Raw genomic sequence first — 15,675 nt, 5'->3', positions numbered from 1 at the left:
CTACATCAACATTTTCTATTTCCCTAGTAATTTTAGGATTAACTTCGCTCATAACATAAGTCCATAATATAATAGAAAAAAATATAGCAATTATTTTTATTGTAATATTATTGTCCTTGACTTTCTTCATCTTTTTTCCTCCATTTTGAGAATAGAGTAGGCTTTAAAACTTTTTTAGACATGTATAATTCTTTAAGAATTTGTCTTAAAGTTTTAATGTCTAAATATCTAGAAAGTTTTCCATTATCAGCTATAGAAATTACTCCTGTTTCTTCTGATACAATTATTGCTAAAGAATCAGACCTTTCAGTAATTCCAAGGGCAGCTCTATGTCTTGTACCTAAGTCTTTACTTAAATTCATATTCTCTGTAAGTGGTAGAAAACATCCAGCTGCTTTAATTGTACTATCTTTTATTATTACCGCTCCATCGTGTAATGGGGTATTAGGAATAAAAATGTTTATAAGAAGTCCGCTGGATATTTTTCCATTTATTTTTGTTCCAGTTTCCGTAACTTCATTTAATCCTGTCTCTCTTTCAATTACAATTAATGCTCCAATTTTTTGTCTCGATAAAGATGCTACAGCTTCTACAATTTCTTCAACAATATGGTCAATATCTTCATCTTCTATTTCTATTAATGATTTAGTAAAAAATTTAGTTCTACCTATATATTCAAGGGCTCTTCTAAGCTCAGGTTGAAATACAATTAATAGTGCAATAACACCAACTGTCATAGTTTTTTCTAAAATCCAATTAGTAGCAAATAACTCTAACCATTCACTAACTTTAGTACCAATAAGGAGTACTATTATACCTTTTACTAGCTGTTCAGCTCTTGTTTCCCGTATAAGCATAAATATCTTGTAAAAAGCAAAGGCTACTATACCTATATCAATAATATCTCTTATTCTAATGTTTAGAAACAACTCTTTTAAAAATTCCAAGCCCAACACCCCTAAATTAAAAAATCATGTTAAAATTTTATACTTCTATGATTAAACTAATTTTGATCCATGTTTTTCATAGTATGATTATATGATTTTTTCATCCTTTCAATTACTGAAGAGTTAAATCTTGTACTGCTACCATTAATATATTCTTCTACTGGTAATATTTCATATCTAAATTTTCCCTGTTTTCTATATCTATTAACCCATGTAGGTATATATTTGATATCTTTAATCTTTGTTTTATTATTGTAAAAGTCTTTTTCAATCTGTATTTTTACTATAACACCATCTTCAGTATATCTGTTTTTTAAAGTTTCATAGCGTTGATTAGAAATAAAGTTTCCCATGGAATATATAACAAATTTTTCCTCACCTTTATATTGTAATATTTTTGACTTCTGAATAACATGGGGATGACTTCCTAAAATTATATCAGCTCCCCATCTAATCATTTTTTCTGCTAATGTAATTTGATTTTTTGAAGGCTTTCTTTGATATTCATTTCCCCAATGTAAAAAAACTACAGTAATATCTGCACCTTTTTCTTCTACCTTTTTAATATCCTTTTTTATTTTTTCCTCATCTATAATATTTACCATATAATTTAGCTCTTCTTCACTTAACAGTCTTTCCATACCATTACAGCCATAAGTATAGGATAATAACCCTACCTTAATCCCCTTTATACTTTTTATCAAAACTTCCCTATCATCTTTTTTATATGTTCCTATATTTTCTAATCCGTATTTTTTTATATTATCTATAGTTTCAATAATCCCTTCTTTTCCCCTATCTAGAGAATGATTATTTGCAGTAGATAATATATCAAACCCTACATCCTTCAAAGCCTTCACAACAGTTTTAGGCGTGTTAAATAAAGGATAACCCTCTATACCGTGCTCTGGGCCCGCTGTTACAGTTTCAAAATTTCCTATTGCAATATCTGCAGATTCTATATATTTTTTTACATATTGAAACATAGGATAGAAATTATACTCTTTTTTCTCACTATTATAAGCACTATATACTTGTGGTGTATGGAACATTATGTCACCTGTTGCTGAAAGGGTTATTGTAGTTTTACAATCCAATTCTAATTTATCCATTCTTTCATAAAGTTGTCTTACAAATAATTCTTGGCTTTTCTTTTTATTAAAATAGGCAACCATAGAGCTTGTCTCATTTTTTGACAAAATTTGATGGGATATAATAATTGAAATAAAAAATATTACAATCATCGTATTTAAAAGAATTTTTTCTTTTCTCATATCTATTTCTCCCAGATTTGTTTTTATTTATTAATTCTACGTTAAATTAAAATTTCCTTTGATTTTTTAGTTTTTATCTTCTCTATTTATATCATCAAAATTTCGCTTTGATTCAACAATATATTTGTTTAATTTTATTTGATTAGTTCTCCATAGATAAAATACATATGGAACAAATAAGAAAGCAAGAAATGGAATTCTAGACATTAAAATAAAATCAAATATCCCATGTAATATCAAAGGCATATACAATGATTTGTTTAGGTAGTTTCTTTTTTCTACTTCATTATTAGTAAATTTAGCAAGGGATAAATAATATCCCATTGTAACTGCAAAAATTCCATGGGCAGGTACAGATAAAATTCCTCTATAAAGCCCTACATAAGAATTATAGGTAAATCTAAATACAACATATATTATATTTTCAATAGTGGCAAAACCTAGTGCTGAAAATATTGCATATACTATTCCATCAAGCTTTTCATTGAAATGTTTACTTTGATAGGCTAACCTTAAGACAACCTCTCTCTTAAAAAATTCTTCTACTAAACCTGCTACAGCAAAAGCAGTATAGGCTATACCAATTAATCCTGGAAATACATTAAAATACATTAAAATTCTTTCTACTACTATAGTAGGAATAACAACTAATGCACCTAGAATAAATGTTTTAATGAGTAATCCTATAGGTTCTCTATCGTATCTATCACTTAAATATACTGCATAAGCTATAGATATAGCTGGTGTTATCGCTATTATAAATAATCTTGTAATCAATCTTTTCATCCTTTCATTAATTATAAGATATAAAAATCATAATACTTTAAGTAAAATTAAATACTTTTTAATATTATTTGAAATTACAATATTAATAATACCAAGCAATAAATACTAAGCAATAAAAAATGCATCCGAAATACGGATGCTATCTTAAGACTCATAAATCTTAACAAAATAATAATAAAAATACTTTCTTTAAAATATTTATAAAGTAGATTCCATTATAAAAAATGTTATATCATCTTCTAAAAAGTTTGGATTTTTATACTTAAATAGATCTTTAGAGATTAATTTAATTAACTCTTCAGAATCTAAATTTTTGTTATTTTTTAGCAAATGTAATAACTTTTCTAAAGTGTAAATTTCTCTATTTTTTAGTTCTGTTAAACCATCAGTAAAAAATAATAATTTATCATTTTTATTGAGATTAATTTCATAATTTTTATAAGTGGGTTTATAAAATTTTCCTAGTTTACAAATTGGAAATCCTCTATTTTCATCTAAAATTTCAACACCATTGTTTTCTGATATTTTTATTAATGGACAATTATGTCCTGCAGAAGAATATTTAAATGTTTTTGTTCTTATGTTATATATTCCATAAATCATAACTATATGTGTTTCATCTGGAAAATTAGAGTTATTAAAAACTTCATAAAGTATTGTTAAAACTTCTTTCGGTTCTAAAATTGAATACTTTCCACCATAATATCCTTCTTTTATTCTTAAACTTCTATCTAAAAAAATGGTAAGCATAGCTGCTGATAGACCATGTCCAGAAACATCTACTATATACGCGGCAATATTTTCCTCATCAATTTTAAAGTAGTTGAAAAAATCACCACTTAATCTCTCACAGGGAATATATTCTGAATAGAAACTAACTCCCTTATACTTAACCGATTTATTTGGTAAAAGTGCCTGTTGAATACTTTTAGCCGCCTCTATATCTGCTATCATCTTTTTATTTACATTTTGTAACCTTAGGTTTGCTTTTACCAACTTTTCCGTTTTTTCATTAACTAAATCTTCAAGATTATGAGCATAATCATCAACTTTATTTTTCATGTTTTCAAGTTTTCTATAGGGCATTTTTATGTTTGCTAAAAAAAGAGTGTGGAAAATTACATAGTATGATAACACTTTAAAGAAATGGGCTATTATAATATAAATATCATATAAATTTGAAAATAAAGTATAAGATACTTCAGTAAAAACACCTAAAATTAAGGCTATAACAAAAATACATATCAACTTATTTTTATACAAAAAGTATTCTTTTATGTATGTAAATGAGGCTATTAATAATAAAGAAATAATTAAATATTCAATTAATAGACTGTATATAGTAGGACCTTGTCCAACATTTACTAATTGAGGAATATAACTAAACGTAAATGATGTTATTAAAAGAAATATTGATGTTATAACTAAACTTGAAAATAAAAATACTTCTTTTTTTATATATACTTTTTTCCTTTTTTCAATAATAGAAGTGGTAAATATACCCGAAGTCATAATTAATCTTGATAATAACCAAAATAAAATCTCATACTGTAAAGCATCCTTTGGAGTAAAAGAGAATATTTCTTTATAAAAAAACAGATAAAAAACTTCTAGAATCCCTGTTATGAGAAAGGCTTGAGACAGGATAATATTCCTTAGACTGTTAAATTCTTCGTAAGTATAATATAGAACAGCAAATACCGAAAAAGAAACGAATATGCTTAGTAAATCTGAGAAAAAATGGAGAATTTCATAGGTATCCTTTGATAAAATATTATGGGTAAGTTCTTCAGTAACATTTAGTAGCAGAATTAATATGACACATAAAAGTACTGTATAAATTAAATAAAGAAGATTTCTGTCATACAAATGATCAATTTTTTCAATCTTTAACACTTTTTCACCTACTTTAATCTACCTTACTTTTATTATATATTCTATACTTTTTACTCAATTCCTTCATTTTTCACCAATTTTCTGTATAAAAAAACAAGCAAGGCTCGCTTCCGCTAGGGAAACCTTAAATACAGTACTTATCGTTATTTCAGCAATTTGTGTAAATATACTTTCTTAGACAATAAAAAGTGAGACAAAGGATTAATACCTCTGTCCCATTAATTGTCAGCAATAACCTAGTGTCTTGATTCCGCATTATCATTATTTAAAATTGAAAGGAATTCTTCAGTAGCATTATTTACTTCTTCAATCTTCCGCTTCAATTTTAGAAATCCCTCTGAAATATTTGGATCTTTATCCCTTCCATTATTATCAGAAGTCAATATTAAATTTATGCTATTTATCTGTTGCATATTGTTAAAGTTGTTTTGTTTTATACTTTTTGCTTGATTCATTATATTTTCCAATGATTTTTTATCCTCCATCTTCACCAACCCTTTCAACATATTTTAGAATTATTATTCTCCTATTAAGATATATATATACTAAAAAGCGGCTAAAGCCCCTTTTAGTTCTTCATAATGAAAATTAAACTTTTAAAATTACATTTTCACAATAACTCTATAATTTTCAGGAATTATAGAATTTTCTAACCCATATTCTAATTCTTTGAATGATATAACTTCTGATATTAATATCGATGGGTCTACTAATCTAGAAGATAACAATCTTGTGGCCCTTAGAAAATCAGATGTACTTGGGTTTACAGAGCCTGTAACGATTATTTCTGAATAATGTATAGAATTAGGACTAATTTTTACTAGTTTATCTGGATGAAAGGAGCTATAAAGAATTAATCTTCCAGTTTTTCCTAACATTTTAATAGAAGTCTCTGCTGTTTCACTTACAGGTGCTGTATCAACAACAACATCAGCCCCTCTACCATTTGTTAAGTTCAATACTTTCTTAGTAGGCTCTTCTTTATTACAATCAATTAAAATATCAGCACCACATTTTTGAGCAACCTCAAGTCTCTTTTTACTAATTTCACATACTGTAACCCTTGCTCCTCTTAATTTAGCAAGTATAGTATGAAGTAGCCCCATTACACCTGCACCAACTATTACAACATCATCTCCTAGTTCAATTTTGGCTCTATTTATACTGTGAATACAACATGCTAAAGGCTCACTAAATGCTATTACCTTTTCATCTAAATCTCTTGGCATTTTAAATACTGATTTTGAATCTATTAAAATATATTCAGAAAATCCTCCAGGTCCAGGATATCCTTTATGAATTTTCGTTTTAAATGCTTCAATACATTGATTATCATATCCACTTCTACAATAATAACATTCACCACATCGATTTAATAACCTCAAGGCTACTTTATCATTAGCATTTAAATTCTTTACCTTTTCTCCAACTGCTTCAACATGACCAGAAACTTCATGTCCACCTGCAAAAGGATAATCAAATTTTATTTTTCCCAAATATACCCTTTTTTCTAAGGTGCAAATAGCACATGCATCTATCTTTACTAACACTTCATTTTCTTTAGGCTTATCTAATATTCCATTAACATATTTTATTTTATTTTTTTCTAAAACAGCAAAATTATATTTCATAATTATCACCCTTAATATATTTTATTAAGCTCTTTAAGAGCTATATTTACACTATAATCTCCATGAACAATTTTAGCTATTGCTGCTGTAAGTCTTTGAGGATTAGGGTGTTTCCATATATTTCTCCCAATAGCAACACCAGATGCTCCAATATCAAGGGCTTCCTTAATATCTCTTAAAAGTTTCTCCTCATTAATTCTTTTGCCACCACCAAGTATTACTACTGGAACATAAGTGCTTTCAATTAGTTTTCTAAATCCTTCTTTACATCCTGTATAATATGTCTTTATCATATCGGCTCCCATTTCTGCTCCTAATCTACATGCAAAGGCTAAATTATCGTCAGTTCTTGAACCTTCTCCCCCTTCAAAACCCATAGGTAGCATCTCAGCTAATAATGGTACTCCCCATTTATTACATTCCGCTACGTTTCTTGACAGATTCTTAAGGTATTTTTCTTCCCATTTTGATCCCGGAAACCCCATGCAAATTACTGCATCAGCTCCTAACCTTAATGCATCTTCAACTGTGAATATTCTTTCTAAACTCTTATCTTTATTACCTAGCATCGACATCCCGCCATCTAACCTTAAAATAATTCCTTTATCCATAAAAGCATCTGGAAATTTATCTACTAACCCAACAGTTGCTAAAAAAGCATCGGCTCCACCCTTTGCAATTTCCTTTATGATTTTTTCTGGTTTCATTAATTCAGGTAAAACATTAAATATATTGCCATGGTCAATTGCAACTATGAAGGTTCTTTTATCTTCTTTTATAATATGGTTTAACCTATGAATTTTGTTTGCCATAACAAACCACCTCGGTTTTTTATATTATTTACCCCTAAAATTATCAATTAATAAGTTTCAGTTGTACTAAATTAAATAGTAATTTCTTCAAAAAAATAAAAAGCCCCGAATTAATCGGGACTTTTTTTTATAATACGCTTATATTTTCATCTATAAACTTTTCTACTTCTTCAGCAGTTGCCATATTAAGTACTTTATTTACCATCTCTTCCATTTCTTCTTTTGAAGTATTTCTAATTATCCATCTAGCTCTTAATATTGATATTGGACTCATACTGAATTCGTCTAATCCCATTCCTAGTAGTACAGGAATTAGTTTTGGATCTCCAGCTGCTTCTCCACACATTCCAACCCATATACCTTCTTTATGAGCATTATCTATTACTTGTTTTACAAGTCTTAAAAGAGCTGGGTGGAATTGACTATATAAGTAGGATATTTTTTGATTCATTCTATCAACTGCTGTAGTATATTGAATTAAGTCATTTGTTCCTATACTAAAGAAATCTACTTCTTTAGCAAACAGATCCGACATAACAGCCGCTGCTGGTATTTCTATCATCATACCTACTTCTATATTATCATCAAACTCAACATTTTCACTTCTTAATTCCTCTTTAACCTCTTCTAGTATCTTCTTTGCTTGTCTAACTTCTGCAATGCTTGATATCATTGGGAACATTATTTTTAGGTTCCCATAAGCACTAGCCCTTAACAGAGCTCTTAATTGTGTTTTAAAGATATCAGTCTTATCTAGGCATAGTCTTATAGCTCTATATCCTAAGAATGGATTCATTTCCTCTGGTAAATCTAGATAAGGAAGTTCCTTATCTCCACCTATATCTAATGTTCTTATAACAACTGGTTTACCTTCAAGCTTTTCAACAACTTCCTTGTATGCTTCAAACTGTTCATCTTCAGTTGGAAGTTTGTCTCTATCCATATATAAGAACTCAGTTCTATATAATCCTATACCTTCACCATCATTTCTAATAACTCCTTCAACATCTTTAGGAGTTCCTATGTTAGCTACAAGCTCTACTTCAACTCCATCCTTTGTAACACTTTTGGCTCCTTTAAGTTCTTCAAGCTTTTCTTTAAATTCTTCATATTTTTTCTTCTTATCTTCGTAACCCTCTATAACTTTTTCTTCAGGATTTACATAAACTTCTCCTTCATCACCATCAAATACTATTGTATCACCATTTTGTGCAGCTTCTAAGATACCTTCAACTCCAACAACAGCTGGAATTTCAAGTGTTCTAGCCATTATTGCAGAGTGTGAAGTTCTTCCTCCTATCTCAGTAACAAATCCAATAACCTTCTCCTTGTCCATTTGAGCTGTATCAGAAGGTGTTAAATCCTTAGCAACAATTATTACTTCTTCATCAAGGTTAGAAAAATCAGTTGTATCTATTCCAAGTAATAGCTTTAAAACTCTACCTGAAACGTCTTTAATATCTGCTGCTCTTTCCCTCATATATTCATTATCCATATTTTCAAACATTGCTACAAAAGTATCAGTTACAGTCTTTAAAGCCCATTCTGCGTTAGCATTTTCAGATTTAATTTTGTTCTCAACCTGTCCAAAATATTCTGGGTCATCTAATATCAGCATGTGTGCTTCGAATATTTTTGCTTCATCTTTTCCTATATTCTCTAAAGCATGATTATATAGTTTTTCTATTTGCTCTTTACTTCTTTCTCTTGCTTCTTGAAGTCTCTCTATTTCTGCTTTAGTGTCTTCTATGCTCTTCTTCTCTACTTCTACTTTCGTCTCTTCTTTTACTAATACCTTTCCTATGGCTATACCAGGTGAAGCCCCTATTCCTTTCATATTAAATAAACAACCTCCTATTCTCCAAAGTTACTTTCAACAAGCTTCTTTAAAGCTTCTGCTGCTTCTTGTTCATCTTCTCCTTCTGCCTTTATTGTTATTTTGTCACCTTTGCTTGCTCCAATGCTTAATATACCCATTATGCTTTTTCCATTGTATTCAGTATCATCTTTAATAATAGTTACATCTGATACATACTTAGAAGCTTCCTTTACAAATAAACTTGCTGGTCTTGCATGTAATCCAGTTTCATTTTTTAATTCTACTTCTACCTTAACCATTTTACATTCCTCCCATTCTTTTTTTAAAGTATATTATTATTTTGTGTTAAGATGTTATAAATTTGTTTAGTTGCTATACTGTTTTTTATTTTTTCTAAAACTTTTTCATTGTCTAGCATATTGTAAAATCTTCTAAAAAATTTCTTTAATATGTCATCTTTTTCTGATTTTAATGCTAATAAAAATACAATATCTACTCTGTTTCCAGACCAATCTATAGGTTCCTTAAGTGTAGCAATAGCTATAGATGGTCGTTTTATAGTTTCTGGATTGCCATGTGGTATTGCTACACCCTTCCCTACAGCTGTAGAAGTTACCTTTTCTCTTTCTAAAACATTTTTTATAAAGTCTTTATTTACATATCCTTTATTTAAAAGGATATTGCCTAGCTTTTCAATTACCTCTTCCTTATTTTTAACTTCAATTCCCTGTAGAATTAAATCTTCACTAAATAATTCACTTGTTTTATTTTCTATCACATCTTTACTAAATCTTTTAGTATTTTGAACATTTCTAATGTATTTTTTTATTTTCTCAATATCACTTTCATTAACTAATGGGTTTATTTGAATCGTTGGTTTTGATTTATACTTTATAGGAATAGTTGAAACAATAATATCAAAATCTGTCGGATTAATTTTCTCTAAATCATGTGCTGATACTACATCTATAATCTCTAAATCTTTAATTTCCTTCTCTAGTCTTATAGCAACAAGCTGGGCTGTTCCAATTCCACTTCCACATACTATTACTGCTCTAGTATTATTATTCAATCTTTCTAATGCTGCACCTACATGAATTGCAATATATCCAATTTCTTCCTCTGTTACCTTTACACCATAATATTTTTCAATTAGTGCACTAGTTGCCCAAGCTGCACCAAATACACTAGGATAATTTGTTTTTATATCTTCTAATAAATTATTTTTTAAGCTTAACCCATATTTTAGTCTGTTTATTGCTGGTCTTAAGTGAAGAACTAATCCAGTTAATAACTTCTTGTCCTTGCTAAAATCAACTGATAAAATGTTTTCAATTAAAGATATAATTTCTCTCCCTAGTTCAATCAATTTTTTATCTGCATTTTTCAATATATCCTGCGCTTCATCTGGTTTAATATTTTTTTGAACTTTAGAACCCAATATGTGTAATGCGATATATCCAATCTCTGACTCTGGAATTTGTATGTTAAACTCTTTTTCTAGTTTCTGAGAAATTTCCTTTGCAATTTCAAACTCCCTTTGACTTTTTATTGATTCTAATTGTTGTTTTGACATTTGAATATCTTTATTCTGTTTTAATCTTTCTACACTTATAGATATATGAACTAAAAGATTTATAAATCCCTCATCTGCTAATAAAAACTCCATCTTAGTTTCGGCTTCTTCTAGGATTTTTTCTATTTTTTTCAATTTTATATTTGGAAATAACTCTTTAAGCTGTATAAAGTTTTCATAACCCAATCTAGTTTCTAATACTTCTTCTGTGTTTGTTAACATATTTTTTAACTCTTCATCATTTTTCAAATACGCTAACAACTCTACTGCTGCTCTTCTCCAATCCTTTTCCTTACCTATAATCTCAATTCCGTAATTCTGCTTTCTCTTTAATCCTAGATTGAATTTGTTAAGCCACTTTTCCACATTTTCCAAATCTTTATATATAGTTATTCTACTTACATACAACTCATTAGCTAAATCTTTCATAGTTATAGAGTTATATGTTTTTAATAACCTTTTTATGATATAAATTTTCCTTTTTTCTGAAGAAAAAGGTTTTACATAATTTTTTTCTTTTATTGCTCTTGCTTTAAGCCTTCTTTCTCCTTCTTTATTTACTTCTAGCCATACTCCTACCCTTGGCTTCTTTTGAAGTTTTATATTTTCATCATCTTCAAAATAATCTTCAAGTTTTCCAAGATCATTTCTTATAGTTCTATTGGAAACATTTAGTTTGTTGGCAATTTTACTTACCGTTACCGGTTTCTTACTGTTTAATAAAATATCTATTATCTCAACACATCTTTCATTGGGGAACCCCTTCATCAATAACACCTCAGTGCTACTAGAAATGTGGAAAAAAATATACTTTTCATGAAACAACATTTATATAATAGCACATTTTTCCCTATTTTTCTACAAATAAAAGTACTATTTAGTTTCATATTAATGTGGCAAAAGTTTACTTTTTGTATTTTACAATTAAAAAAGACCTCTAACGAGGTCTTTTTTAATTAAACCTTATATATTTTATTCCTTTATTAAACATATTCTTAGATATCATTGCACTTTGTATGAATGAAAATATACCAATGGCAATAAATATATCACCTATACTTAACACCTTAGCAAATGGATAAAATTCAGGCAACGGAATAATATCTCCTAATATGTAAAGCTTTGTTTTCTCTGTCATAAGCATATGAGTCGGCACAGCCTGTGTTTTTAATAATTGTAGATAGTCAATTAAACCAGCATACTTTAAACCATTGGGAGAAACAGGCATTTTCCCACCATTAGCCATAATTACTATTAAATTTAATAAAGTCCCAATGAAAACTAAAATCATAGACTTTTTATCAAAATTAAGTATTAATCCTATAAAAATTAGTAGATAAGAAAAACCATGAATATATAAAAAGTACTGATCAATTATTTGAACTAATGGAGAGAATTCTTTCATTTTTACAAATACTGAAGTAAATTCAATAAGAAACCCTATAATAAATAAGTACCATCCCCTAAAGTTAACTTTTTCAATATTTCTTAATTTACCCTTTCTGATTTTGCCAATTATCAAAGAACTAAGTATAGCTTCAATTAACATCTGTTTGCATCTCCCTTTTTCTTTCCTTACTTACAATTTTTACAAATATTTCAGATAATTTAGGATTAAATTGTGTCCCTGCATTCTTTTTTATTTCTTTTAATGCATCTTCTATGGACAAGGCTTTTCTATATGGTCTATCTGATGTTATAGCATCAAAGGCATCAGCTATAGAAAGAATTGCTGCCTCTTGAGGAATTTTCTCTCCTTTAATCCCTTCAGGATATCCTTTACCATCATATCTTTCGTGATGATATTTTACTATATCAACTACATCCTTTAAAAAATCTACATCCTTTATAATCCTAGCACCAATTAGAGGATGTTCTTTGATTTTGTTATACTCATCTTCAGTTAACTTATCAGGTTTCTTTAATATTCTATCATCTATTCCAATCTTTCCTATATCATGTAGTATAGCTGCCCTTTTAATATTTTCAATTTTTTTATCTTTTAGATTTAAGGCTCTGGCAAGCTTTACAGCATATTCTTGAACCCTAGAAGCATGTCCACTTGTGTAAGGGTCTTTAGCCTCTATTGTCTTTGTAAGAACCTGTATAGTATCCATATAAACCTGTTTCATTTCCATGTATAGTTTAAAAGAATATCTTGCAAGTAATAGTGGTCCAAAGAATAATAGTACTGCTCCAGGACCATAACTTATGTATGCCAAGGCTATTATGACCCCTATAGTTCCTACACCTATCATATTTGGAAATATATTTTTTAAATTTTCAGTCCATACTACATAAAAATTCTTTTCACTTAATAATGACATAAGAGTAGATATTGTAGTTGTATTTAAAATAGCATAAGTTATCATAGTAAACAAAATAGGAATTACTGCAAAAACAAAATTATCTGTATATACTTCTCCCCCTGTGTAAACATATACCATACCTGCTAAACCTGTATTAACTATACCCTGTGATATGTTAAATACTGTTTTATAGTAAGGGGTATTGAATATATGAACATATCCTCTATTTGGGGTTTTAACAGTTCTAAAGGCAAAACCTATTGCTGTAATAACACCTGCCGTTAGAGGACCTCCAATAATAATTGCTGCTAAACTTATAGCAAAGCCTACTGAAACTGCCCCTCCGGCATATAGCTGAATAAGGAACGATTCTGAAATAACCGCTAATATACTAAAAAAAATCAATGTTTTAATATTAATTATGTTATACGTTTTAGATAAACAAACAACTAATGATAATGCTATTAGACTCATAACAAATATATATGTCTTAACTCTATTTGGGATATTACTCATATTTATCCTCCTTTTTTAAAAAAAAAGGCCGGCAAATAATTTTGTGTATTATATTAGAACCATGACATGTTTGCTCCACTAGCTAAAGCTAAAGCTAATAAGCTTACTAAAACAGTTATTACTTTTCTCATTGAATATAGCCCCCTTTTGCTTAATCTCTGCTGCTTCGCTAAGTCAGCAGGCTATATTCGCTACGCTTAAGATGTAAAAGTGTTAAATTAAATTTGCCGGCCTATTCTCCATTGTAACATCTTATGATTATTCTGTTTATAGCATCAAGTGTTGCTTTAACTACTGCCTCTTTAATATCTCTATCTATAAAAGCACTTCCTGTAAACTGTTGTTCTTCATATTCAGTTACAAAAGATACTGCTGTTACTATAGCTTTTTTATTTGCTAAACTAATCGTTTTTATATCTTCAACTATAAAACTATCCTCTAATTTTAAAAATTCCTCAACAGCTTTCAATGTTGATTGTGCAAGTATTCTTTTTATATTATAAGAAGTGTTTAATCCAATTTTTCTCCCTTCATATAAAACATCATCTTTTTGAAGAACTACTTTAATATCTACTTTTTTTCCTAAGTTTAAAACCTCTATAGTCTTTAGTCTAAGTCTAAAATTAGTATTATTTATTATAGCTTTATCAATTTGAGCAATACTAATTTTTTTATAATCTATATCTAAGCCAAATTTAGAAATTAAACCTGACTGAACATCTCTAGATATTTGTTTTGGGTTTCGTTTTGTAGTAGAAAGTATGTGTATCTCTTCTATATTATCGTTAGTTGCGATTATTTTACATGATATTACAGATTTTATTTGTGATATAAATTCCTCAGCAGCCTTTATATCCATATACATCACCTACATTCTTTATTTAATTCTAGACCAACTATTCAACACCATATTTAAATATTCAACTTACATAATAAATTTCCTTCATTTTTTTTACATTTTTTGATATAAGACTTTTTATTAAAAAAATTTAAAACTAAATATTAAAAAAGTCGACCAAAGCTCGCTTCCGCTAGGGGAACCTAGTTCCCTTTCGGCGAGTACTTCTTAACCCTTAAGCACCCCTCTAATACGTCAGGGGATTTCATCCTGTGAACCCCTCTTTTTTATTGTCTTACAAAATTTTCAATAATACTTAAATACAGTATTTTTCTTTGTTTCAACAATTTAAGAAATATACTTTTTTAGACAATAAAAAAAGGCTCCCTTTTGGAGCCTTTTTATTTCAATATATAAAATATTATTCAATTATTGGATAAGTATTTTAAATAAGTTACCTATAATTATTACATTTTTCTAACTTATTTGTTAAAAGTTTTGAACTTATCTTCTTTTACTCCACATATTGGACATTTTTCTGGAAGTTCACCTTCCACAGTATAACCACAAATTTCACATACATGCACATCTCCAATTTTAATATCTTTTCCTTGATCTACTGCTTCTTTAGCTTTTGAGAATAACCGAGAATGGGTTTTTTCAGCCTCTATTGCAAATTTCATAGACCTTATAGCACTTTTCTCATTTTGCATTTCAGCAACTTTCAAATAAGCTGGATACATTTGTTCAACTTCGAAATTTTCTCCATCAATAGCACCTTGTAGATTTTCTGATGTACTCCCTAGACCAAAAACTGCCCCTGAATTAACCGAAAAATCACCTTTTTCATCTTTAAGTGCTTTAAAATGGTTAGTAGCATGAACCTCTTCGGCATAAGAAATAGCATTAAATAATCTGGCTACATTTTCAAAACCTTCTTCTTTAGCTTTAGTACCCCAAGCTTTATACCTCATATGTGCTTGACTTTCTCCTCCATAGGCTGAGCGTAAATTGTCTGCAGTCATTGGATTCATATTTAATCCCCCTTCTATTTTTTCCATTTTTCCATTTTTACATTTACCCCCATTATTAATAATTAAACAATTTTTTCTTAATAAAATACGATTTATTAAATCATTTGTAAGAAGATATGATGTATTTAGACTAATAATTTATTAGTTTGTTAGTATGTGTTATTTTTATAATTTTTTAATTTTTTAAGAGGTCAATTACTTTTCTATTTAAATATAAAAAAATGAAGGAGTCTCCTC

At 28.7% G+C, this 15,675-nt stretch carries 14 protein-coding genes; all 14 read right to left on the bottom strand.

What is annotated here, in order from left to right:
* Nucleotides 1-107: 107 nt before the first annotated feature.
* The 14 genes from cdaA to BET03_RS03260 all read right to left on the bottom strand — a co-directional run bounded on the left by cdaA (nucleotide 108) and on the right by BET03_RS03260 (nucleotide 15,438).
* Entirely contained in the window at nucleotides 108-947 is an 840-nt protein-coding gene (gene cdaA / locus BET03_RS03325; protein WP_183108705.1) for a diadenylate cyclase CdaA, read from the bottom strand.
* A gap of 56 nt (nucleotides 948-1,003) precedes the next feature.
* A complete protein-coding gene (locus BET03_RS03320; RefSeq protein ID WP_120167258.1) occupies nucleotides 1,004-2,221 on the bottom strand; it encodes a CapA family protein in 1,218 nt (405 codons plus the stop codon).
* A 66-nt stretch (nucleotides 2,222-2,287) separates the two neighbouring features.
* Entirely contained in the window at nucleotides 2,288-3,007 is a 720-nt protein-coding gene (locus tag BET03_RS03315) for a PrsW family intramembrane metalloprotease (RefSeq protein WP_120167256.1), read from the bottom strand.
* 198 nt (nucleotides 3,008-3,205) lie between these two features.
* Nucleotides 3,206-4,903 (bottom strand): MASE3 domain-containing protein, encoded by a 1,698-nt coding sequence (locus BET03_RS03310; protein ID WP_120167254.1) that lies wholly within the window; start codon nucleotides 4,901-4,903, stop codon nucleotides 3,206-3,208.
* A gap of 236 nt (nucleotides 4,904-5,139) precedes the next feature.
* Nucleotides 5,140-5,370 (bottom strand): hypothetical protein, encoded by a 231-nt coding sequence (locus BET03_RS03305; protein WP_147417139.1) that lies wholly within the window; start codon nucleotides 5,368-5,370, stop codon nucleotides 5,140-5,142.
* A gap of 135 nt (nucleotides 5,371-5,505) precedes the next feature.
* Nucleotides 5,506-6,534 carry a zinc-dependent alcohol dehydrogenase gene (locus BET03_RS03300; RefSeq protein ID WP_120167250.1) on the bottom strand — a complete coding sequence of 343 codons (1,029 nt, stop codon included), beginning with the start codon at nucleotides 6,532-6,534 and terminating at the stop codon, nucleotides 5,506-5,508.
* Between the two features lie 11 nt (nucleotides 6,535-6,545).
* Nucleotides 6,546-7,346 (bottom strand): class I fructose-bisphosphate aldolase, encoded by an 801-nt coding sequence (locus tag BET03_RS03295; RefSeq protein ID WP_120167248.1) that lies wholly within the window; start codon nucleotides 7,344-7,346, stop codon nucleotides 6,546-6,548.
* Between the two features lie 127 nt (nucleotides 7,347-7,473).
* A complete protein-coding gene (gene ptsP / locus BET03_RS03290; RefSeq protein ID WP_120167246.1) occupies nucleotides 7,474-9,183 on the bottom strand; it encodes a phosphoenolpyruvate--protein phosphotransferase in 1,710 nt (569 codons plus the stop codon).
* A 17-nt stretch (nucleotides 9,184-9,200) separates the two neighbouring features.
* On the bottom strand, nucleotides 9,201-9,464 hold the full coding sequence (locus tag BET03_RS03285; RefSeq protein WP_120167244.1) for an HPr family phosphocarrier protein: 264 nt from the start codon (nucleotides 9,462-9,464) through the stop codon (nucleotides 9,201-9,203).
* 23 nt (nucleotides 9,465-9,487) lie between these two features.
* Nucleotides 9,488-11,509, bottom strand: a complete 2,022-nt coding sequence (locus tag BET03_RS03280; RefSeq protein ID WP_120167242.1) for a BglG family transcription antiterminator — start codon at nucleotides 11,507-11,509, stop codon at nucleotides 9,488-9,490.
* Nucleotides 11,510-11,693: 184 nt separating this feature from the next.
* A complete protein-coding gene (locus BET03_RS03275) occupies nucleotides 11,694-12,290 on the bottom strand; it encodes a DUF5317 domain-containing protein (protein ID WP_120167239.1) in 597 nt (198 codons plus the stop codon).
* On the bottom strand, nucleotides 12,280-13,566 hold the full coding sequence (locus BET03_RS03270) for an HD-GYP domain-containing protein (protein ID WP_120167237.1): 1,287 nt from the start codon (nucleotides 13,564-13,566) through the stop codon (nucleotides 12,280-12,282). Before BET03_RS03270 ends, BET03_RS03275 begins: the two co-directional genes overlap by 11 nt.
* Before the next feature lie 232 nt (nucleotides 13,567-13,798).
* A complete protein-coding gene (locus BET03_RS03265; RefSeq protein WP_120167235.1) occupies nucleotides 13,799-14,425 on the bottom strand; it encodes a hypothetical protein in 627 nt (208 codons plus the stop codon).
* A 461-nt stretch (nucleotides 14,426-14,886) separates the two neighbouring features.
* Nucleotides 14,887-15,438 carry a rubrerythrin family protein gene (locus BET03_RS03260; protein ID WP_120167271.1) on the bottom strand — a complete coding sequence of 184 codons (552 nt, stop codon included), beginning with the start codon at nucleotides 15,436-15,438 and terminating at the stop codon, nucleotides 14,887-14,889.
* Nucleotides 15,439-15,675: the final 237 nt, after the last annotated feature.

The organism is Thermohalobacter berrensis (assembly GCF_003609645.1).
In the GTDB taxonomy this organism is placed as follows: Bacteria; Bacillota; Clostridia; order Tissierellales; family Thermohalobacteraceae; genus Thermohalobacter; species Thermohalobacter berrensis.
The sequence above is the reverse complement of the archived record's forward strand: the minus strand, read 5'-3'. Positions and strand labels throughout refer to the sequence as shown.

Bases quoted from the DNA above. Each gene is read 5' to 3' on its own strand.
- BET03_RS03265 (WP_120167235.1), bottom strand. From the start codon at position 14,425: ATGGATATAAAGGCTGCTGAGGAATTTATATCACAAATAAAATCTGTA.
- BET03_RS03295 (WP_120167248.1), bottom strand. From the start codon at position 7,346: ATGGCAAACAAAATTCATAGGTTAAACCATATTATAAAAGAAGATAAA.
- BET03_RS03320 (WP_120167258.1), bottom strand. From the start codon at position 2,221: ATGAGAAAAGAAAAAATTCTTTTAAATACGATGATTGTAATATTTTTT.
- BET03_RS03260 (WP_120167271.1), bottom strand. From the start codon at position 15,438: ATGAATCCAATGACTGCAGACAATTTACGCTCAGCCTATGGAGGAGAA.
- BET03_RS03285 (WP_120167244.1), bottom strand. From the start codon at position 9,464: ATGGTTAAGGTAGAAGTAGAATTAAAAAATGAAACTGGATTACATGCA.
- BET03_RS03275 (WP_120167239.1), bottom strand. From the start codon at position 12,290: ATGTTAATTGAAGCTATACTTAGTTCTTTGATAATTGGCAAAATCAGA.
- BET03_RS03315 (WP_120167256.1), bottom strand. From the start codon at position 3,007: ATGAAAAGATTGATTACAAGATTATTTATAATAGCGATAACACCAGCT.
- BET03_RS03300 (WP_120167250.1), bottom strand. From the start codon at position 6,534: ATGAAATATAATTTTGCTGTTTTAGAAAAAAATAAAATAAAATATGTT.
- ptsP (WP_120167246.1), bottom strand. From the start codon at position 9,183: ATGAAAGGAATAGGGGCTTCACCTGGTATAGCCATAGGAAAGGTATTA.
- BET03_RS03280 (WP_120167242.1), bottom strand. From the start codon at position 11,509: ATGAAGGGGTTCCCCAATGAAAGATGTGTTGAGATAATAGATATTTTA.
- BET03_RS03270 (WP_120167237.1), bottom strand. From the start codon at position 13,566: ATGAGTAATATCCCAAATAGAGTTAAGACATATATATTTGTTATGAGT.